This is a genomic window from Micromonospora sp. DT63 (genome assembly GCF_049841615.1).
In the GTDB taxonomy this organism is placed as follows: Bacteria; Actinomycetota; Actinomycetes; order Mycobacteriales; family Micromonosporaceae; genus Micromonospora.
Genome location: NZ_JBNCKQ010000013.1, coordinates 72955 through 93612, shown reverse-complemented (window position 1 = coordinate 93612; position 20658 = coordinate 72955). Strand labels below are relative to the sequence as shown.

The 20658-nt window shown below is 72.9% G+C and carries 19 protein-coding genes; 13 read left to right on the top strand and 6 right to left on the bottom strand.

The annotated features are described in order from the left end of the window. Positions 1–69: 69 nt before the first annotated feature. Entirely contained in the window at positions 70–1455 is a 1386-nt protein-coding gene (locus ACLQ27_RS31105) for a hypothetical protein (RefSeq protein ID WP_425870091.1), read from the bottom strand. A gap of 152 nt (positions 1456–1607) precedes the next feature. Between ACLQ27_RS31105 and ACLQ27_RS31100 the strand changes: the two genes are divergently transcribed. From ACLQ27_RS31100 to ACLQ27_RS31065, 8 genes are all read left to right on the top strand, one after another. Next, a complete protein-coding gene (locus ACLQ27_RS31100; protein WP_357498296.1) occupies positions 1608–3584 on the top strand; it encodes a TIGR03960 family B12-binding radical SAM protein in 1977 nt (658 codons plus the stop codon). 177 nt (positions 3585–3761) lie between these two features. Next, entirely contained in the window at positions 3762–4481 is a 720-nt protein-coding gene (locus tag ACLQ27_RS31095) for a TIGR03936 family radical SAM-associated protein (RefSeq protein WP_308195382.1), read from the top strand. 131 nt (positions 4482–4612) lie between these two features. Continuing rightward, entirely contained in the window at positions 4613–7684 is a 3072-nt protein-coding gene (locus tag ACLQ27_RS31090) for an Rne/Rng family ribonuclease (protein ID WP_425870089.1), read from the top strand. Positions 7685–7803: 119 nt separating this feature from the next. Beyond that, positions 7804–8316: a hypothetical protein gene (locus ACLQ27_RS31085; protein ID WP_357498300.1), complete on the top strand. Its 513-nt coding sequence runs from the start codon at positions 7804–7806 to the stop codon at positions 8314–8316. A gap of 166 nt (positions 8317–8482) precedes the next feature. Then, positions 8483–8797, top strand: coding sequence for a 50S ribosomal protein L21 (gene rplU / locus ACLQ27_RS31080; protein ID WP_007464063.1), 315 nt, complete (start codon positions 8483–8485; stop codon positions 8795–8797). Positions 8798–8808: 11 nt separating this feature from the next. Further along, entirely contained in the window at positions 8809–9063 is a 255-nt protein-coding gene (rpmA, locus tag ACLQ27_RS31075) for a 50S ribosomal protein L27 (protein WP_074313740.1), read from the top strand. 92 nt (positions 9064–9155) lie between these two features. Further along, positions 9156–10631: a GTPase ObgE gene (gene obgE, locus ACLQ27_RS31070; RefSeq protein ID WP_425870087.1), complete on the top strand. Its 1476-nt coding sequence runs from the start codon at positions 9156–9158 to the stop codon at positions 10629–10631. Between the two features lie 70 nt (positions 10632–10701). Next, positions 10702–11151, top strand: a complete 450-nt coding sequence (locus ACLQ27_RS31065) for a GNAT family N-acetyltransferase (protein WP_425870085.1) — start codon at positions 10702–10704, stop codon at positions 11149–11151. Between the two features lie 51 nt (positions 11152–11202). On the opposite strand, the gene ACLQ27_RS31060 is transcribed toward ACLQ27_RS31065, so the two are convergent. Beyond that, the gene (locus ACLQ27_RS31060; RefSeq protein WP_357498306.1) at positions 11203–11862 is read right to left on the bottom strand and encodes a DUF6766 family protein; all 660 of its coding nucleotides are present in this window, start codon (positions 11860–11862) and stop codon (positions 11203–11205) included. 76 nt (positions 11863–11938) lie between these two features. Next, complete coding sequence (locus ACLQ27_RS31055; protein WP_357498308.1) at positions 11939–12430, bottom strand: DUF4383 domain-containing protein; 492 nt, start codon at positions 12428–12430, stop codon at positions 11939–11941. A gap of 232 nt (positions 12431–12662) precedes the next feature. Between ACLQ27_RS31055 and ACLQ27_RS31050 the strand changes: the two genes are divergently transcribed. The 3 genes from ACLQ27_RS31050 to ACLQ27_RS31040 are packed head-to-tail and all read left to right on the top strand — an operon-like array spanning position 12663 to position 14600. Then, on the top strand, positions 12663–13487 hold the full coding sequence (locus ACLQ27_RS31050) for a hypothetical protein (RefSeq protein WP_425870083.1): 825 nt from the start codon (positions 12663–12665) through the stop codon (positions 13485–13487). 31 nt (positions 13488–13518) lie between these two features. Continuing rightward, positions 13519–13986, top strand: coding sequence for a phage holin family protein (locus ACLQ27_RS31045; RefSeq protein ID WP_425870081.1), 468 nt, complete (start codon positions 13519–13521; stop codon positions 13984–13986). Beyond that, a complete protein-coding gene (locus tag ACLQ27_RS31040) occupies positions 13983–14600 on the top strand; it encodes a DUF3618 domain-containing protein (RefSeq protein ID WP_425870079.1) in 618 nt (205 codons plus the stop codon). The genes ACLQ27_RS31045 and ACLQ27_RS31040 overlap by 4 nt, the downstream gene beginning before the upstream one ends. A gap of 97 nt (positions 14601–14697) precedes the next feature. Here ACLQ27_RS31040 and ACLQ27_RS31035 read toward each other — a convergent pair whose 3' ends face one another. After that, the gene (locus tag ACLQ27_RS31035) at positions 14698–15765 is read right to left on the bottom strand and encodes a glycosyltransferase (protein ID WP_425870077.1); all 1068 of its coding nucleotides are present in this window, start codon (positions 15763–15765) and stop codon (positions 14698–14700) included. Between the two features lie 47 nt (positions 15766–15812). Further along, entirely contained in the window at positions 15813–17057 is a 1245-nt protein-coding gene (locus ACLQ27_RS31030) for a cytochrome P450 (RefSeq protein WP_425870075.1), read from the bottom strand. 219 nt (positions 17058–17276) lie between these two features. Between ACLQ27_RS31030 and ACLQ27_RS31025 the strand changes: the two genes are divergently transcribed. Beyond that, complete coding sequence (locus ACLQ27_RS31025; protein ID WP_357498318.1) at positions 17277–17666, top strand: hypothetical protein; 390 nt, start codon at positions 17277–17279, stop codon at positions 17664–17666. 51 nt (positions 17667–17717) lie between these two features. On the opposite strand, the gene ACLQ27_RS31020 is transcribed toward ACLQ27_RS31025, so the two are convergent. Beyond that, positions 17718–17936: a DUF397 domain-containing protein gene (locus ACLQ27_RS31020; RefSeq protein WP_007464035.1), complete on the bottom strand. Its 219-nt coding sequence runs from the start codon at positions 17934–17936 to the stop codon at positions 17718–17720. Positions 17937–18004: 68 nt separating this feature from the next. Between ACLQ27_RS31020 and pepN the strand changes: the two genes are divergently transcribed. After that, on the top strand, positions 18005–20521 hold the full coding sequence (gene pepN / locus ACLQ27_RS31015) for an aminopeptidase N (protein ID WP_425870072.1): 2517 nt from the start codon (positions 18005–18007) through the stop codon (positions 20519–20521). The last annotated feature ends 137 nt before the right edge of the window (positions 20522–20658 follow it).

Below are 20658 nucleotides of genomic sequence, written 5' to 3'. Positions count from 1 at the left end.
GCCAGCACGCGGCGGGCCAGCACGCCGGCACACGGCGGGCCAGCATGCCAGGCAGCGTGCGGGCGGGGCTCAGCCCCGCTCGGGCTGGACGATCTGGCCGCGCAGGGTGTCCAGCAGAGCCGCGCTGTCGGAGATCGAGAGCCGGGTGAACACCCCGGTGGCGATGCTGCCGTGGTCGACAGAGGTGCACACCACCACGTCGCCGTCGGCCGGCCGGCCGATCGCACACCGTTCGTGCCGACCTCGTACGCCGGTCCGCACCGTCTCCGGCGCCTCCAGCGCGTAGCGCTCACTGAGCCGGGTGATCTCCGCGTCCGCGTCCGCCTCCGGGGTCAACCGGAAGCCGGTGCCGCCGAAGACCGTCACCCGCTTGCCGTCCCCCGTGGCGTAGACGCCGGCGAAGGTGTCCTCGGCCAGCCAGTTCTCCTGGCGTACCTCGTTCTCCAGCTGTCGGGAGGTCGCGGCGCTGCCGTCGTCCTGACGCAGGCTCAGATCGGCGACCTGCTCGGGCAGCGCGGCGCGGGCGGGGTACTGGGACGAGATCGGTAGGCCGTAGTAGGCGGGACATCCGCAGCAGCAGGCCAGGGTGAGCAGCAGCAGCCACGGCCAGCGACGCCGGCGGCGGACCGGGACCGGCACGTACCCCTTCGGGGCTTCCCAGCCAGGTGGTGGCGTCACCGGCGGTGGCGTGGCCGACCGCCGTCCCCGCCGCTGCTTCGGCACCCTTGCGGGTCGCACCGGCGCGGTGGGCCGGGCCGTGCCGGGCTGCGCCGGCAGGGTCGGCCGGGCGGCGGGCGGCGCCGAGTGAGCTGGTGGCGTCGGGTAGGTGGGTGGCGCCGGGTAGGCGGGCGACGTCGGGTGGGCGGGTGGCGGCGACACCGGGTGCGTCCCCACCGGCGGTGCGGGCGGCCCGGACCACTGCCGGGTCGACGGGGGCGCCGGGTAGTCCAACGTCGGGGGCAGCGGGGGCAGTTCGGCGGAGGGCAGGTCCCAGCCACCGGTGTCCACCCCGGCCCACGGGTCGACCGGGGTGCGGTGCTCGGGTGGCTGCTCGGGCAGGGGCGGCGGCGGGGTCGGCTCGGCCGACTCACCCCAGGCACGCCTGCGCGGCAGCGGGGGAGGGACCGGCGCGGACCCACTCCACCGGGGTGCGGGGGAGTCCGCGGACGCGGCGGGGGCCGCGGGCTCCTGGGCCGTGGGCTCCGGCTGGGCCGCCGGCTCCTGGGCCGTCGGTTCGGGCTGGGCCGCCGGCTTCCGGGCTGCGGGCTCCTGGGCCGTCGGCTCCGGCTGGGCCGTGGGTTCCTGGGCCGTGGGTTCCGACTGGTCGGGGCCGGCGGGGTGGTCCGGCGGTACGGGTGGGGAGGTCGACTCGTCGGCGACCGCCGGAGCGTCGTCCGGCTCCGGGCCCGGGGTGCGCCCGTCGGCCGGCCGTGCTCCCGGCTGGGGCTCCGGCATCGCGGCAATCTCCTCTCGCGCCGGTCCGAGGTTAGTACCGCGTCGCCACCACCGCCGCGCGGGCATCGCGGCGGAGCGCGTGCAGGAGGTTGTCGGGCGGCATCGTGGCGTGCGCGCGGTCACCGACGGGCGGGCGCGTACCCTTGGGCATCATGAGTGCCCCGTCCACGACGCCGCGCGCGGCCGCGACCAATTCCGTCTGGCCCCGGCTCGAGCCGCTGCTCCCTCAGGTCTCCAAGCCCATCCAGTACGTCGGCGGTGAACTGGGCGCGGTGGTCAAGGACTGGGACGCGGCGACGGTCCGCTGGGCGCTCATGTACCCCGACGCGTACGAGGTGGGCCTGCCCAACCAGGGTGTGCAGATCCTCTACGAGGTGCTCAACGAGTTGCCCGACACCCTCGCCGAGCGGACGTACGCGGTCTGGCCCGACCTGGAGAACCTGATGCGCACGCACGGCGTGCCGCAGTTCACCGTCGACGCCCACCGGCCGGTGCGCGATTTCGACGTCTTCGGCATCTCCTTCTCCACCGAGCTGGGCTACACCAACATGCTCACCGCGATCGACCTGGCCGGCATCCCGATGCTGGCCGCCGACCGCACCGACGCCGACCCGGTGATCGTGGCCGGTGGGCACGCCGCCTTCAACCCGGAGCCGATCGCCGACTTCATCGACGCCGCAGTGCTCGGCGACGGCGAGGAGGCCGTCCTGGAGATCACCGCGATCGTCCGGGAGTGGAAGGCCGAGGGCTCCCCGGGTGGCCGCGACGAGCTGCTGCTGCGGCTGGCCCGCACCGAGAGCGTGTACGTGCCGCGCTTCTACGACGTCGACTACCTCCCCGACGGGCGGATCCAACGGGTCGTGCCGAACCGGGCGGACGTGCCGTTCCGGGTGCACAAGCGCACGACGATGGATCTGGACGCCTGGCCGTACCCGAAGAAGCCCCTCGTCCCGCTCGCCGAGACGGTGCACGAGCGGTACGCGGTGGAGATCTTCCGGGGCTGCACCCGGGGCTGCCGGTTCTGCCAGGCTGGCATGATCACCCGCCCGGTGCGGGAGCGGTCGATCACCACGGTCGGGCAGATGGTCCGCGAGGGCCTGGAGTTCTCCGGCTTCTCCGAGGTCGGCCTGCTGTCGCTCTCCTCGGCGGACCACTCGGAGATCGGCGACATGTGCTCGGGCCTGGCCGAGCAGTACGCGGGCACCAACGTCTCGCTGTCGCTGCCGTCGACCCGGGTGGACGCCTTCAACATCGACCTCGCGCAGGAGTTGTCCCGCAACGGGCGGCGCACCGGTCTCACCTTCGCCCCGGAGGGCGGGTCGGAGCGGATCCGCAAGGTCATCAACAAGATGGTGTCGAAGGAAGACCTGATCCGGACGGTCGTCACCGCGTACAGCAACGGTTGGCGCCAGGTGAAGCTCTACTTCATGTGCGGCCTGCCCACCGAGACCGACGAGGACGTCCTCGAGATCGCCGAGATGGCCCACGAGGTGATCAAGGCCGGTCGGGCCGCGACGGGCTCGAAGGACATCCGCTGCACGGTCTCCATCGGCGGGTTCGTGCCGAAGCCGCACACCCCGTTCCAGTGGGCCGCCATGGAGCGCCCCGAGGTCATCGACCACCGGCTCAAGATCCTCAAGCAGGCGATCAACTCGGACCGCTCGCTGGGCCGGGCCATCGGCTACCGCTACCACGACGGCGAGCCGTCGCTGATCGAGGGCCTGCTCTCCCGGGGTGACCGTCGGGTCGGCTCGGTGATCCGCAAGGTCTGGGAGAACGGCGGCCGGTTCGACGGGTGGAGCGAGCACTTCTCCTACCAGCGCTGGGTGCAGGCGGCGGCCGAGACGCTGCCGGCGTTCGGGGTGGATCTCGACTGGTACACCACCCGCCAGCGCGACGGGCTGGAGGTCCTTCCCTGGGACCACCTGGACTCGGGCCTGGACAAGGACTGGCTCTGGCAGGACTGGCAGGATTCGCTGAGCGAGTTCGAGCAGGACGACTGCCGGTGGACCCCGTGCTTCGACTGCGGCGTCTGTCCCTCGATGGACACCGAGATCCAGATCGGCCCCACCGGCAAGAAGCTCCTGCCCCTGACGCCGATCAAGGGCCTGAAAACCCCCACGCCCTGACCCCGGCCCTCCCGGCCCCGCCCGTCGCCCGCGTCGATCATGAAGTTGTTGCTCGGAACACAGCGTGTCGCCGACAATAACTTCATGATCAACCGGTGCTGAGTTCCGAGGAGCGAGACGATCAGTAAGAAAAACCAGCCGGAGGGTGGGCAGGCGCCGGTCGTTCAGCGCGCCCGCATCCGGTACGCCAAGCGCGGGCCGCTGCGGTTCACCTCGCACCGGGACTTCGCCCGGGCGTTCGAGCGTGCGTTGCGCCGTGCCGCCGTACCGATCGCGTTCTCCCAGGGCTTCACCCCGCACCCGAAGATCTCCTACGCCAGTGCCGCGCCCACCGGGGTGGCGAGCGAGGCGGAGTACCTGGAGATCGGCCTCCAGGCGCCGGTCGAGCCGGAGGCGCTGCGCGCCGCGCTCGACGCCGCGCTCTCACCCGGGCTGGACGTGCTGGAGGTGGTGATCGCCGACGGTGGCAGCCTGGCGGACCGCATCGAGGCGTCGCACTGGCACATCGAGCTGCCCGAGGTCGACACGGAGACACTGCGCGCCGCCGTGGACGCCTTCACCGCCGCCGACGAGGTGCTGGTCGAGCGGATGACCAAGCAGGGGCGACGTACCTTCGACGCCCGCGCGGCGGTCATGTCCATCGATGTCCTCTCCCCGACGCAGACGCCTTCCGGGGCGCCGGCCGTACCGTGTGCGATACTCGAACTGGTCGTGCGGCAGGTCACCCCGTCCGTACGGCCCGATGACGTCCTTTCCGGCCTCCGCGTGGTGGCCGACCTGGAGCCGCCGGTCTCGCCGAGGGTGACCCGGCTGGCTCAGGGCACGCTGACCGCGCAGGGTGCGATCGTGGATCCGTTGGATGCGGACCGCGGCGGGGCAGCCATCGTTGGGCACTGACCGACGGTCAGCGCTCTTGCAGGCAGACTTCGGCGGTCGCGCACCACGCGCGCCCGGCGGAAACACTTTTGCGGCGACCCTGCGTGGCAGCGCTCACCCGCGCCCGGGGCAGCCAGAACTGGAGAACGTCCATGCTCGAGAACGAGCCCGAGGGCGGCGAACGGACCGGTTCACAGCCGGCCGGGGACACCGCTGACCAGAGCACCACCACCGACGGCGCAGCCAGCGTGGAGCAGGCGGGCGCCCAGAGCGCCGAACCTGCCGCACCGCCCCGGCGGGCGCGGGCCACCCGGCGTCGGGCCGCCCCGCTCAACCAGCCGGAGCAGGCCGAGGCGCCCGTCGAGGCGTCCGCCGGCGGGACCGGCGCCGTCGAGTCGCCGCAGGCGGAGGTCTTCGCCCCGATCTCCGGTGACCTGGACGTCGCCCCGAAGACCCCCCGACGCCGGCGCAAGGCCGCCCCCGTCGAGACGACCGCCGAGGAGCCGCTGGTCGCTGCCAGCGCGGAGCTGGCCTCTCCCGAGGTCGTACCTCCGGTCAAGGTGACCCGCACCCGGCGCAAGAAGGCAACGCCCGCCGTCGAGGAGCCGCCGGCCGTCGAGGAGCCCGCCGCCGTCGAGGAGCCTCCTGCCGTGGAGCCCGCCACCGAGGCCGTGGAGCCCGCCGTCGAGGAGGACACTGCGGAGACGCCTGCGGAGTCCGACCTGCGGGAGGCGGAAGCCGAGCTGAACGAGGCGCAGACCCCGCCGGCCGGACCCGTCGCCGAGCAGGCGTTCGGTGCCGGGCGGGAGCGCTCCGGCGAGGTGGCGCCCGGTGTCGGCGTGGCGAACGTGGCGGATGAGCCGATCGAGCCCGCCGAGGTGATCGAGCCCGAGCAGCCGCGGACCCGCCGTCGGCGGGCTGCGCTCTCCGCACCCACAGTGCTGTTCATGGCACCCCAGCCGGACGCCGTGCCGGTGACCCGGCCGGCGGAGCCCGCTCCGGTGGCCGAGGAGCCGGCCGTCGAGGCCGAGCCGTCCCGCCGACGGCGGCGCGGTCGCCGCGACGTCGAGCCGGTGGAGCCGGTCGAGGCCGTCGAGGCCGAGGAGGAGCCGACCGAGGAGGCCGACGAGGCCACCGAGGTGGATGAGGACGACGAGGACAGCGCTGCCGCGCGTCGTCGCCGTCGGCGTGGCCGCCGCGGTCGGGGCCGGGGCAAGGGCGGCGCCGACGACGCCGAGGACGAGGAGTCCGACGAGGCGGCGCAGGCCGACGAGGAGGAGACCGCCGAGGCCGAGGGTGACGAGGACGAGGAGTCCGAGGGCGGGGACGGGCTGACCCGTCGTCGCCGTCGTCGCCGCCGTCGCGGCGCCGGTGACACCGAGGGCGCCGCCGACGACGGCGTGCCCACCGTGGTCAAGATCCGCGAGCCGCGTCGCACTGTCGACGAGGTCCAGGGCGTGTCCGGCTCGACCCGGCTGGAGGCCAAGCGCCAGCGTCGCCGGGACGGCCGGGAGCAGCGGCGTACGCGGCCGCCGATCCTCAGCGAGTCGGAGTTCCTGGCCCGCCGGGAGGCGGTCGACCGGGTCATGGCGGTCCGCCAGCGGGGTGACCGCACCCAGATCGCCGTCCTGGAGGACGGTGTGCTGGTCGAGCACTACGTCACCCGCAACTCCTCCGGCACCATGGCCGGCAACGTCTACCTGGGCAAGGTGCAGAACGTGCTGCCCAGCATGGAGGCGGCGTTCGTCGACGTCGGCCGGGGCCGCAACGCGGTGCTGTACGCCGGTGAGGTCAACTGGGACACCTCCGGGCTGGAGGGGCGTGCCCGCTCGATCGAGCAGGCGCTGCGCTCCGGCGACTCGGTGCTGGTCCAGGTCACCAAGGACCCGATCGGGCACAAGGGCGCGCGGCTGACCAGCCACATCGCCCTCTCCGGCCGGCACCTGGTCTACGTGCCCAACGGCAACGCGTCCGGGATCAGCCGCAAGCTGCCGGACACCGAGCGCAAGCGGCTGCGCGACGTGCTCAAGAAGCTCGTCCCGGACGGCGCCGGCGTGATCGTCCGTACCGCCGCCGAGGGCGCCAGCGAGGACGAGCTGGCCCGCGACGTCAAGCGGCTCCAGGCGCAGTGGGAGGACATCCAGGCCAAGGCCGCCGAGGGCGGTGCCCCGGTGCTGCTCTACGAGGAGCCCGACCTGGTCATCCGGGTGGTCCGGGACCTGTTCAACGAGGACTTCCGCGAGCTGGTCATCGAGGGTGAGCAGTCGTACGGCATGGTCGAGTCGTACCTGTCGCACGTCTCTCCGGATCTGGTCGACCGGGTGCGCCGGCACGTCGGCACGAGCGACGTGTTCGCCGAGTACCGGATCGACGAGCAGATCATCAAGGGCCTGGACCGCAAGGTGTTCCTGCCCTCCGGCGGCTCGCTGGTGATCGACAAGACCGAGGCCATGACGGTCGTCGACGTCAACACCGGCAAGTACACCGGCTCCGGCGGCAACCTGGAGGAGACGGTCACCCGCAACAACCTGGAGGCGGCGGAGGAGATCGTCCGCCAGCTCCGGTTGCGCGACATCGGCGGCATCGTGGTGATCGACTTCATCGACATGGTGCTGGAGTCGAACCGGGAGCTGGTGCTGCGCCGGCTCACCGAGTGCCTGGGCCGGGACCGCACCAAGCACCAGGTCACCGAGATCACCTCGCTCGGCCTGGTGCAGATGACCCGTAAGCGGATCGGCGCGGGCCTGCTGGAGGCGTTCAGCGAGACCTGCGAGTGCTGCAAGGGTCGGGGCGTCATCATCCACACCGAGCCGGTGCCGGAGAAGCCGCGTACCGGCGGGACCGCGGAGAAGGTCAAGGCGGTCGCCTCGTCGGCGCCGGCCGCGCCGGCCACTCCGGCCGTCGAGGCCGGCACCGCGTCGTCGCGCCGCCGGGCGCGCAAGAGCGCCCCGGCCGAGCGCGCGGTGGTCGAGGTCGTCGACACCGACACCAGCGCCGAACCGGACGCCGACTACCAGGACACCATGGGGTACGACCTGTCCCGCTACGAGGCGGAGACCGAGGCGGCGCCGGCGGTGTCCGACAGCCAGCAGGGCGAGTCGGCCCGGCTGGCCGCCGCGGACGACCCGGACGCGGTCGCCGACGGTGACACCGACGAGGAGGCCGGTGGCGCGGGGCGTCGCCGCTCCCGCCGGGGCGGCGCCCGCCGGCGGACCCGCCCCTGACGGTCCTGACCGGCCCGGTGTTTGACGAGGTCCCTTTCCCGGCATATTGACGGGGAGGGGACCTCGCCGCCTCCGGTCACCCCGGGCCGGGAGTGGTCGGCCCCGGTCAGGAGAAGAAGATGCGTCGCCTGCTCGCCGTCACCGTGCTGGTAGCCGTGCTCGCCCTCGGGGCCGGCTGCTCCGCCGACCGGTCGGTCGATGCGGGCCCGACCGGCGCGACCGCCGGGGCTTCCGGCCCGGCTGCCGGGTCCGGGGGCGCTCCCGGCGGGTCGACAGGTACGCCGGGAGGTGGCGGTGCCGCGGCCGGCAACCCGCAGGTCTGCGCCGAGGCGCAGCAGGCCGGCGCCACCGCCGTCCGGGAGTACGTGGCGGAGCTGGGCCGGATGGTCGCGGCCGTTGGTGCGGGGGACACCGCCACCGCCGATGCGGCCCGCACGAGGGCGCAGACGGCGCTGGCCGGCTGGCGGGCCGCACTGCGCGAGCAGTCGGCGCGGTCCACCGATCCGCAGCTCAAGACGCTGCTCAGCGACCTCGGTACGGAGGTCGCCGCACTCGGCGTGGACGTCGAGTCGATCGACGAGACCGAGCTGGACCGGCTCCAGCAGCGCCTCGACCAGCTCTGCGCCCGCTGACCAGGGCGGGCCGGTTTGGGGTCCGGGCCGGCGATGGCGTACTCTTGCCTGCGGCCCACCTTTGGTGTGCCGAGTTCCCGTGTGCCCGCGCCGCCGTGCACTGCTACCCGGCGAGCCGCCGCGGGGACGACCGCCAGCAGCCTCAACGACAGGGAGTCCGCCTCCGATGTACGCGATCGTCAAGACCGGCGGCAAGCAGTACAAGGTCGCCGAGGGCGACGTGATCGAGGTCGAGAAGCTCACCGGTGCCCCCGGTGACGCGGTGAAGCTCACCGCGGTGCTCCTCGTCGACGGTGACGACCTGGTGACCGACGCGGCGAAGCTTGCCGAGGTCGCGGTGTCCGGCGAGATCGCCGCGCACACCAAGGGCCCGAAGATCCGGATCCACAAGTTCAAGAACAAGACCGGCTACCACAAGCGCCAGGGTCACCGCCAGCCGTTGACCCAGGTCAAGGTGACCGGCATCTCCAGCGGGAAGTAGGTCGTCCTCCAATGGCTCACAAAAAGGGTGCGTCCAGCTCGCGTAACGGTCGTGACTCCGCGGCCCAGCGACTTGGCGTGAAGCGCTTCGGTGGTCAGGTCGTCAGCGCCGGTGAGATCCTCATCCGGCAGCGTGGCACCAAGTTCCACCCCGGTGACCTGGTCGGCCGTGGCGGCGACGACACGCTGTTCGCGCTGTCGGCCGGTGCGGTCCTGTTCGGCACGAAGCGCGGTCGCAAGACCGTCAGCATCGTTCCGCAGCAGTAGTTCTCTTCGCTGGGCGGGCCGCGGACCTCCGGGTCCCGGCCCGCTTCGCTTTTTCAAGTGCGGGGTCGACCCTCGCTGGAAGGATTGACGCCGTGGCGACGTTCGTTGACCGGGTCGTCCTGCATCTGCAGGCCGGCGATGGTGGGCACGGTTGTGTCTCGATCCACCGCGAGAAGTTCAAGCCCTTCGGCGGGCCGGACGGCGGCAACGGCGGGCACGGCGGCAGCGTGTCGCTGGTGGTCGACCCGCAGGTGACCACGCTGCTCGACTTCCATTTCCACCCGCACGTCAAGGCCGACAACGGCAAGGGCGGCGCCGGGTCGAACCGGGACGGGGCCAACGGCCACAACCTGGTGCTGAAGGTGCCCAACGGCACTGTGGTCCAGACCACCGACGGCACCGTGCTGGCCGACATGGTCGGCGCCGGCACCACCTTCGAGGTGGCCCGGGGCGGCCGCGGCGGGCGCGGCAACGCGTCGCTGGCCAACGCCAAGCGCAAGGCGCCCGGCTTCGCCGAGCTGGGCGAGCCCGGCGACCAGCTGGACATCGTGCTGGAGCTGAAGAGCGTCGCCGACGTGGGCCTGGTGGGCTTCCCGTCGGCAGGTAAGTCGTCGCTGATCTCGGTGATCTCCGCCGCGAAGCCGAAGATCGCCGACTACCCGTTCACCACCCTCGTGCCCAACCTCGGTGTGGTCCGGATGGACAACCACACCTTCACCGTCGCCGACGTGCCGGGCCTGATCCCGGGCGCGGCCACCGGCAAGGGCCTGGGTCTGGAGTTCCTGCGGCACATCGAGCGCTGCGCGGTGCTGGTGCACGTCATCGACTCGGCGACCCTGGAGCCCGGCCGCGACCCGGTCGCCGACATCGACGCCATCGAGGCCGAGCTGAGCCAGTACGGCGGCCTGACCGACCGTCCACGGCTGGTGGCCGTGAACAAGGTCGACGTGCCGGACGGCCGGGACCTCGCCGAGATCGTCCGCCCGGACCTGGAGGAGCGCGGTTACCGCGTGTTCGAGGTCTCCGCGGCCACCCGCGAAGGGCTCAAGGAGCTGACGTACGCGATGGCCGAGCTGGTCGAGGCGGAGCGCAAGGCCGCTCCGCCGGCCGAGCCGACCCGGATCGTGATCCGGCCGATGGCCGTGGACGACGACGGCTTCACCATCACGGCCGAGGTTGACGGCTCGTTCACCGTCCGGGGCGTACGCCCGGAGCGGTGGGTCAAGCAGACCAACTTCGACAACGACGAGGCCGTCGGCTACCTCGCCGACCGGCTGGCCCGGCTCGGCGTGGAGGACAAGCTCGCCAAGGCCGGCGCCCAGCCCGGTGACCTGGTCCGGATCGGCGAGCGCGAGTTCGACTGGCAGCCGACGCTGTACGCGGGTGTGGAGTTCGTGCCCGGCAACCGGGGCACCGACGTCCGCCTGGAGGAGAAGTCGAACCGGGCCTCGGCGGCCGAGCGGCTCGCCGCGCGCAAGGCCCGCCGGGTGCGCTCGGCGGACGAGGTCGGCGCGGACTCGTCCGACGACGACGTCGAGGACATCGAGGACGAGGACGACGCCGAGTAGCCCGTTGCTCTCCGTGATCGGGACGACTGCCGGAAACCTCCGCGAAATCCGCCCCTCCTAGCGTGGGGTGATGCTGATCGAGTCGCGGCCCGCCACCGATCCCGAGATCGCCACCCTGGTCGTCGCCCAGCAGCGTGAGCTGCGCGAGGCCGACGGCGGGCTGGACGGCCAGGCCACCGTCACCCACGACGACATCCGCTACCTGGCGGCGGTGATGCACGGTAGGGCGGTCGCCTGCGGCGGGCTCCAGTCGCTCGACGCCGTCACCGGCGAGGTCAAGCGGATGTACGTCCGGCCGGCGTACCGGGGCCGGGGCATCGCCCGCCAACTGCTCGCCGCGTTGGAGGAGTGCGCGTTCCGGCAGGGGCACACGGTGGTCTGCCTGGAGACCGGCACGTACCTGCCGGCGGCGATCGGGCTGTACACCTCGTGCGGCTACGAACCGGTCCCGGTGTACGGGGAGTACGTCGGCAACCCGTACAGCGTCTGTTTCGCCAAGCGGCTCCCGGTCGCGGCCTGACGGCGGCCGGTCCCGCCGGCCACGGCGGGCCGGTCCTGCGCGACGGGTCGGTCAGGCGCCGGTCTCGGCGTGCGCGACGGTGACCGGCTTCGACTCCGGCGACGCGTGCTGCCGCAGGACGATGCTCAGCAGGATCAGGGCGCCGACCGCCAGGAACTCGCTCTGCCAGTTCTGCATGGACTGGAACCAGAAGTCGCTGGTGCCGAAGAAGTCCCACGCGCTGATCGGCGGCGCTCCGCTCTGCAACGCCTGCTCCTCGTTGTAGGCGGCGGTGCCGCCGAGCAGGTGCCCAACGAACGAGCCGGCGAAGATCAGCAGCAGCGCGAGGGAGAGGCTGTTGCGGTAGACCACCAGCGGAAGGCCGCCGGCGCGTACCGGCCACGGTGACCGGGCGGTGGCCCGGCGCTCGTCGTCCTCCGGCCGGTCGGTCTGGTCCACCGGCTTGGACTCGGCCGAGCCCCGCTGCACCAGGTACGCGGTGAGCAGCACGTACCCGCCCATCTGGAGGAACTCCGACTCCCAGTTCTCGAAGACCGCCTCGGCGAAGTGGCCGCTGGCCAGGTACGCCGGCCAGCTCAGCGGGGCGGCGCCGAACTCGGTGAGCTCCTCATTGTGGGTCTGCCAGCCGAAGACGCTCTGCAGGACCAGGAAGACTCCAAACGCGCCCAGCATGGCGGCGGTCAGCGCGTTGTCGCGTATCCAGCGAGGCATCATCGACCCCTTCCACGGATTCTCAGGCGGTCACCTACCCACGCCGCCGTCGCCGTCAAACACGTGAATCGGCAGGTCAGGGCCGGTCGATCGGGCTGTCCAGGCGCCCACCGGTGCCCACCTGGTTGGACAGCAGCAGCCCGAGCGCGAGCATGCCGAAGCCGAGGGCGAGGTGCAGCCAGTTGTCGGCGTCGTTGACCGGCAGGATGTTCGCGGTGGCCTCGGGGTCGACCGCCTCGATCGCCAGGCCGTACAGCCAGAGGGCCAGGTAGATCGCGCCGCCGCCGGCCAGGAAGAGCCGGGCGCCGGCGATGCTGCGGGCCAGCACCAGACCCGCAAGCCCGAACAGCAGGTGCAGCGCGTTGTGCAGGATCGACACCTGGAACAGTCCGAGCAGCTTGGCGTCCGAGTGGTGCCCGGCGAAGGTCAGCTCGCCGTAGTCGGTGGTGATGCCGGGGATGAAGCCGAGGATTCCGATCAGCAGGAAGACCCCGGCCACGACCAGCGCGACCACCTGCACCCGGGGCCGGGGGGCGGCAGGTCGGCCACCTCGCGCGTCTCGTGCCATCCCTGCCCCCTCTTCGTGGATCTGCCGGTACCGCGAACCTCGCTGTCCGCAGCGGCGACGTGACGCAGCCCGACGATCCTCCATTTTGAAGTCGATCCCGCCGGCCGCGCAGAGAAATGCACGAACAGGTATGGAAGCGCAAACGCAGGGTAGGTGAGTTGTCAGCGGCCACGGCGTCACGGCCGCATCCCCCCAGCACAACCGCGACGACTTTCCGAGCGGAAGGGAAATCATGACTTACGAAGTGTCACCCACGTCTTCCACGTACGGGCACGAGTCCACCAACGGCGGCGGCGTCCGCGAGCAGGCCCGCCACGTCGGGTCCGAGGCGGCGCACGCCGGTGGCGCGGTCGCCCAGACCGCGAAGGAGCAGGGCGCCGAGGTCGGCCGCGAGGCCGCCCGGCAGGCCCGCAACCTCTACGGCGAGGCCCGCACTCAGCTCGCCAGCCAGACCGGTGAGCAGCAGCGCCGGGCCGCCGGCGGACTGCGGTCGATCGCCGACGAGATGCGCACGATGGCCGAGCAGGGTGGCCAGGCCGGCCCGGTGAGCGAGCTGGCCCGCCAGGCCGCCGACCGGGTGCACGGTGTGGCCGGCTGGCTGGAGGAGCGCGAGCCCGGCGACCTGATCACCGAGGTACGCGACTACGCGCGGCGCAACCCGGGCACCTTCCTGGTCGGCGCGGCGGTGCTCGGCGTGCTTGCCGGGCGCCTGACCCGCAGCATCTCCGACTCCGGTGACCACTCCGGCACCGGCTCGGCGGGCTACCGCGGCAACGGGGCGTACGACCCGGAGCAGACCGCGGTGATCCCCACGCCGCCGCCGGCACCCCGGACGGCCGCGGACACCACCCCGGCGGGCGGCTACCTCGACCCGACCCCCGGCACGTACACCGAGCCGACCTCCGGCGGCTACAACGACCCCGCGCCGGGCGGCTACAGCGACCCGACCCGCCAGGACGGCTACACCGAGCCGGCCAGCACCGGTCAGCCGCTGCCGCCGGTGACCCAGACCGACCCGCTGCCGGGCGTGCCGTCCAGCGGCAGCCCCCGCCCGTGAGGCGCCGAGTCATCCGAAGGGAGGCGACGGCATGACCATGCCGACGCAGGGGTCCGGCCTGGACTCCGGTTACCACCCCGAGGCGGGTGCCCCGCACACCGCGGCGGACGTGAAGGGCAGCTCGCTCGGTGACCTGATGCGCCAGGTCACCACCGACCTGTCGACGCTGATGCGTCAGGAGGTCGAGCTGGCCAAGGCCGAGATTCGCCAGGAGGGCAAGAAGGCCGGCAAGGCCGCGGGCCTCTTCGGCGGCGCCGGCTTCGGCGGCTACATGGTGGCGTTGTTCGTCTCCATCGCCGTGTGGCAGTTCCTGGACAATGTCATGGACTCCGGCCTGGCCGCGCTGATCGTGGCCGTCATCTGGGCCGTGGTCGCCGCGGTCCTCTACTCGATGGCCAAGAAGAACGCCCAGCACGTACGCGGGCTCAAGCAGACCAACGACAGCGTGCAGCGGATCCCCGACGCGCTCAAGCCCCACCCGGAGGGAGTCACCCGATGAGCACCGACCCCGACCAGATCCGCCGGGAGATCGAAGCCACCCGCAACAGCCTCAGCTCCGATGTGGACGCGCTGGCGTACAAGGTCAGCCCGAGCCGCATCGTCGACGACCGCAAGCAGCGGGCCCGTTCCGCGCTGCAGAATGTGAGGGACAAGGTCATGGGAACCGCGTCTGACCTCGGCCACGGCACCGGCCACGCCGCCCACTCGGTGGGTGACCGCGCCTCCTCGGCGGCCTCCAGCGTCAGCGACGCCGCCCACAGCGCGCCCCGGGTGATCCGGCAGAAGTCGCAGGGCAACCCCCTCGCGGCCGGCCTGATCGCCTTCGGGGTCGGCTGGCTGGCCTCCTCGCTGATCCCGGCCTCCCGCCGGGAGCAGCAGGCCGCCGCCCAGGTCAAGGACAAGGTCAGCGAGCACAGCGGCGCCGTGAAGGAGAAGCTGGGCGAGGTGGCCAGCGAGCTCAAGGACGAGCTGCGCGAGCCGGCCCAGCACGCCGCCGAGTCGGTGCGGTCCACCGCCCAGGACGCCGTGCACGCGGTCAAGGACGACGGCCGGTCGGCCGCCCAGGACGTCAAGGACCAGGCCCAGCAGGCCCGCCAGCAGGTCAGTTCCTGAGCCCACGGGCGTCGACGACGGCTCACGGCCACTCCGGTGGCGGTGAGCCGTCGCCGCGTTCTCCGCGATCTTGCACTTTCTGTCGCCGTTCTGGTGTCTAGCGAGGCTTTTGTCCGAGCAGAAAGTGCAAGATCGCGGTGACGTGGTGGTGCGGGCGGGCTGGTCGGCGGATTCTGCGGTCGCCGTAGCGGACCCCGCCGTGAAGGACGCGCTGGGCGAGCGCCAGCCAGCTGCAGATGCCCCGTTCGAGCAGCCAGAGTGGGGCGGCCAGCGAGGTGCTCGGTGGGAACACGATCCCGCCGTCGGCGCGTCGGCGGCCCACCTCGGCCACGGCGACGACAGCTACCGCCGTGCCGAGCAGCAGTCGGGGCCGGCGGGACGCGACCGCCGCGGCCAGCGCCGGCAGGACCGCGAGCGCGGTCAGCAGGCGGGCCGGCTGAGCCAGGTCGTCGTACGCCTGGCGGACCCGCTGGCCACGAAAGTGCGTCGCGTCCGGCGGTAGTCGGCGTACGTACAGCCCCGGCGGCGCGGCCTCGACCCCGCCGTACGCGCGCACGGTACGGATCAGCTCCAGGTTCTCGAAGAGCACGTCCGGGTCGTACCCGCCCATGGCGCGGAACGTGCTGCGGCGCACCGCGAGGGTGCCGGGGTAGTCGTTTCCGAGCGCCCGGTTGAGCAGCGTCCGCCCGGTGTCCCACCAGGCGTGCCAGGGCAGGGGGTCGAAGTAGTTCTGCGGCCGGACCAGGTCGACCCGGCCCAGCAGCCGGTGCACGGCCCGCAGCCCGGCCTCGTCGTACCGGACGTCGTCGTCGGCGATCACCACGTGTTCGTGGTGTGCCGCGTCGACGCCGGTGTGCACCCCGACCACCTTGCCGTTGAGCCCCCGCCCGGCGGGATCGGGCGGAAGGTGTCGGAGCAGCCCCTGCCAGGCCGCCGCGTGCCGCGCGAAGAGTTCCGGAGGCGAGCCGTCGACGGCGATCACCTCGACGAGGCCGCTCAGCCGGCGCAGGTAGCCGGTCAGCTCGTCCAGACCGCTGTCGGTGCGCCAGCGCAGCGGCAGCACGTATGACATCGGCAGGACGGTCGGCGCCCGGGTGGTCGGCGTCGTGCCGGTGTTGTCGCGCCCGGCCCGCCGGGCGGCGTCACCGTGGGCCCCCAAGGACATCGGTGCCTCCTGGACAGGCGGTCCGCGACAGGCGTGGCGGGACGCCCTCAGGCGCGGCGGACGTTGGTGAGGGTCAGTCCGCTGGGCGGCAGCGCGGGCATGCGCCGCAGGTCCAGGGTCAGGTCCTGCGGCGGGACCTCGTAGCGCATGCCGCCGGTCAGGTGGGTGACCGCCCGCTTCATGAGGTCGATGGTGATCCACTCGCCGGCGCAGCGGTGCCCGGCGGTGTAGTCGCCCCCGCCCTGCGGGACCAGTTCGAACGGGTCCACCCGGCGGCCGGCGAACCGCTCGGGACGGAACAGCTCCGGCTCGGGCCAGATCGCCGGGTGGTGGTTGGTGCCGTAGAGGTCGAGCAGCACCCGGCGTCCGCGTGGGAAGTGGTGGCCCTCCCAGTCGAACGAGCGCCGGACCCGGGCGGCGGCCATCGGAAAGAACGGGTAGTAGCGACGTACCTCCTGGACGAACTGCTCGGTGGCCTCGTCGTCGCCGTCGACCCGCTCCCGCCAGCCGGGATGGTCGCGCAGGGCGAGCGCGGCGAAGACGATGTACCGGTCCACGGCGACCACCGGGCGCAGCAGGTTGAGCAGTTCGACGGCGGCGATGCGGCGGGGGAGCAGCGCCCCGCTCGCGTCGCGGTGCTCGGACACGATCTCCAACGGGCTGCCGACGGGCGCCGGGTGGATGCCCGTGCGGGCCCGTTCGACGAGGTCTCCGATCCAGCGCTCGGCGCGACGACGGGCGAAGAGGCCCCGCCAGTGCCGGGGGCCGACGACCGCCGGGCCCTCGATCATGGCGTGCAGTTCGACCGCGCGTCGGTTGACCTGCGAGCTGGCCAGCGGCACCCCGGCCCACGCGCAGACCGCCCGGGTCAGCAGGCGGCCCAGCTCGTCGTAGAGCGGCACCGGCCCGGCCGCCTCCCACGCGGGGATCCGCGCCCGCCACTCGTCGTCGAAGAGCTGCCCGAGGCGCTGGATGGCCGCCGGCGTCATGATCGACATGAACATGGCCTTGCGGTCGGAGTGCGCCGATCCGTCCAACCCCTGCACGCCACCCCGACCGGTGAGCGTCCGCTGCACCCGCAGGGGCATCGCGCTGTCCCGCTGGAAGCGTTCGCTGTCGTAGAACAGCATCGCCGCCGGCCGCCCCCGCAGGCAGATGGTCGGTTCGAGCAGGATCCGGGCCTGGAAGACGTCGCTGCCGTACCGCTCGCAGCGCTCACCGATGAACCGGTAGCCGGAGCGCAGCAGCGCGAGGGTGCTGTCCGGCGTGCGGTCGGCCGGCATGGTCGCCATCGGGGTCTCCTCGGGTGCGGGCGGTGGCCGGCGTCGCCGTCGCGCTGCGTCTACCCGTGTCGCCGCCGCTGAATCCCCGCGGCGACAGCGCGTTGGCTGGCCCCTCCCACGGGCGGCGGAACCTGGTTTGCTGGCTGGTGGGGCCGCCGTGCGCCGGCAGCACCGGGCAGCCGGTCCGGTCCTCGGTGGGCCGATGGCCACGACCACGGGGAGGGCGAGATGCACGACAACAGGTCGCCGCACTGGCGGCAACGGCGGGCGGTCGCGGCGACGGGCGCGGATCGTGCCCTGCGTCCACTCATCGGCCCGCCCGGCCGGCCGAGGAGACCGCGCCGGTTCTTCACCGTGCACCTGGGGTTCACCGCGCCGGACGCGGCCGACGCCCGCGAGCAGGCGGTGACGTACGCGGAGGCGCTGAGCCTGCTTCGTCCGGAGGTGGCCCTCGGCGCGGCGGCCCTGTCGCCGGCCGACGCGTGGCACCGTGCCGAGCGGCTGTTCTGTGGGGCGGTCGGCCCGGACGGGGAGCGCTGCGTCGATGTCGCCGAGCATCCCGGCTTCCACCACGCGCCGGGTCCCGGCGGTCTCGGCTGGGGCGACGGTGACGCCTGACCTGGCGTCGCGGGTGGCGGTCGATCCACGCCACCCGCGACCGCCGGGCGATCAGTCCAGGTCGAACTCGCCGTCCTGCGCACCGGCGACGAAGGCGTCCCACTCGGCCTGGGTGAAGACGAGCACCGGGCCCTCCGGCTCGGCGGAGTTGCGCATCCCGATCAGATCGTCGACGAACGCGACCTCGACGGCGCTCTCCGAGGTGTCCCCCTCGGCCCGTTGCCAGACGGCCCGGGAGAGGTCGAAGTCGCCCTTGGGGTGCTGCGCCATGGTTCTTTCCTCCAGTGCGGGGGCCGTCTGGGGATCGCGTGCCGATCCCCATCGGGCAGGATAAGCGGATGCCGAGCCTGACCCGTGTAGAGGCGACCGCGCGTGGCGCGGCGATTACTGTCGAGTCCTATCAGGTGGACCTCGACCTGACCGGCGACGGGGAGCTGTTCCGCTCCCGCGTCGAGATCCAGTTCCGGGCGACCCCCGGCAGCGACACCTTCGCCGAGGTCAAGCCCGCCAACCTCCTGGCCGTACGCCTCAACGACCGCGACGTCGACCCCGGCACGTTGACCGACAACCGGCTGCCGTTGGATGACCTCGCCGCCACCAACACCCTCGTCGTCGAGGCGGAGATGGCGTACTCCAACACCGGCGAGGGGATGCACCGCTTCGTCGACCCGGCCGACGGGGAGACCTACCTCTACGCGGTGACGTTCCTGGACAACGTCCAGCGCATCTTCGCGGCGTTCGACCAGCCCGACCTCAAGGCGTCGTTCACCCTCGCGGTCACCGCGCCGCCGGAGTGGACCGTCTCCAGCAACGCCGAGGTGGCCGCCAATCCGGCCCCGGGGCGCTGGGAGTTCGCCCCGAGCGCGCCGCTGTCCACGTACTTCTTCTCGCTGATCGCCGGGCCGTACCACGTGCGGCGGGCCGAGCACGACGGCGTGCCGCTGGGCCTCTACTGTCGACGGTCGCTCGCCGAGCACCTCGACGCCGACGCCGAGGAGATCTTCACCGTCACCCGGCAGTGCCTGGACCGGTTCCACCAGCTCTTCGCCGAGCGCTACCCGTTCGGCAAGTACGACCAGGCGTTCGTCCCCGAGTTCAACGCCGGCGCGATGGAGAATCCGGGCATCGTCACCTTCCGCGACGACTACGTGTTCCGCTCGGCGGTCACCGACACCCAGCGCGAGCTCCGGGCCACCACGATCGCCCACGAGATGGCCCACATGTGGTTCGGTGACCTGGTCACCATGCGCTGGTGGGACGACCTGTGGCTCAACGAGTCGTTCGCGGAGTACCTGGGCACCCGGGTCACCGCCGAGGCGACCCGCTTCGGGCAGTCGTGGACCACGTTCGCCATGCGCCGCAAGGCCTGGGGGTACGCGGCCGACCAGCGACCCTCCACCCACCCGGTTGCCCCGCAGGAGGTGGCCGACGCCGACGAGGGTCTGCTCAACTTCGACGGCATCTCGTACGCCAAGGGCGCCTCCGTGCTGCGGCAGCTCGTGGCGTGGCTCGGCGACGAGGCGTTCCTCGCCGGCCTGAACGCGCACTTCGCGGCGCACCGCTTCGGCAACGCCACCCTCGCCGACCTGCTGGCCAGCCTGAGCGCGGCCAGCGGCCGGGACCTGTCCGGTTGGGCCGAGTTGTGGCTGCGTCAGCCGCAGGTCAACACGCTGCGCGCCGAGGTATCCGTCGACGCCGACGGCCGCTACACCGAGGTCGCCGTGGTGCAGACCGCGCCCGAGTCGCATCCGGTGCTGCGTCCGCACCGCATCGGCGTGGGCCGGTACGCGGCGGACGGCACGGTGCGGCGTACCGAGGTGGATCTCGACCCGGCCGTCGACGGTGGCCGGACCGTGCTCGACGAGCTGGCCGGCGAGCCGGCGGCCCAGGTGCTGCTGCTCAACGACGGTGACCTCACCTACGCCAAGGTGCGCCTCGACCCGGCGTCGGCGGACGCCGTCGCGCTGCTCCTGCCGCGCCTGACCGACCCGCTCACCCGGGCGGTGCTCTGGGGCGAGGCACTGGACGCGGTGACCGACGGGGAACGGCCGGTCGGCGGCCTGGTCGACCTGATGGTCGAGGCCCTGCCCGCCGAGACCGAGGTGATCATCGCGGAGGACGTGCTGACCCTCAGCCGGTCCCTGGTGGACCGCTACCTCGACCCGCTGGCCCGTTCGACGGCGCTGGCCCGCGTCGCCGAGGCGTGCCGCCAGTTGCTGGACGGCGCGGCGCCGGGGGAGTCGTTGCAGCTCGCCGCCGCGCGGGGCTGGATCGCCGCGACCACCGACGCGGACCTGCTCGTCGGTTGGCTCGCCGGCCGGGACGTCCCGGCGGGGCTGAAGGTCGACGCCGAGCTGCGGTGGGCAGTGCTGCGCCGGCTCGTGGTGCTGGGCGCGGCGGGGGAGCCGGAGATCGCCGCCGAGGCGGCCGCCGACGTCAGCGCCACCGGCGCGGAACGGGCAGCCCGCTGCCGGGCCGCAGTGGGTGACCCGGCGGCGAAGCAGGCGGCATGGGAGATCATCGTGGGCGACACCGGGCTGTCCAACCGGCTGCTGGAGGCGACGGCCGAGGGGTTCTGGCAGCCCGAGCAGGCCGACCTGACCGCCGCGTACGTCGAGCGGTACTTCACGGAGATGCCGGCCGCCACGAGTCGGCGTACCGGCTGGATGGCCGATCTGGTGGCCAAGCTGGCGTTTCCCCGCTACGCCGTGGCGCAGCCGACGCGGGAGGCGGCCGTGGCGCTGCTGGCCCGCGACGACCTGACCCCGGGCCTGCGCCGGGTGGTCACCGACGCGGACGACGACCTGCGACGCGCGCTCGTCGCCCGGACGGCGGTGGCCGCCGCCTCGGCCTGAGGCGGGGTCACGGCGGCAGCCCGAGGTCGTCCCGCCGGAGCGTTTCGGCACCGGCCGTGGGGGGGGGGGGGGGGGGGGGCCCCCCCCCCCCCCCCCCCCCCCCCCCCCCCCCGCCACACCCCAAACACCGCGGCGCG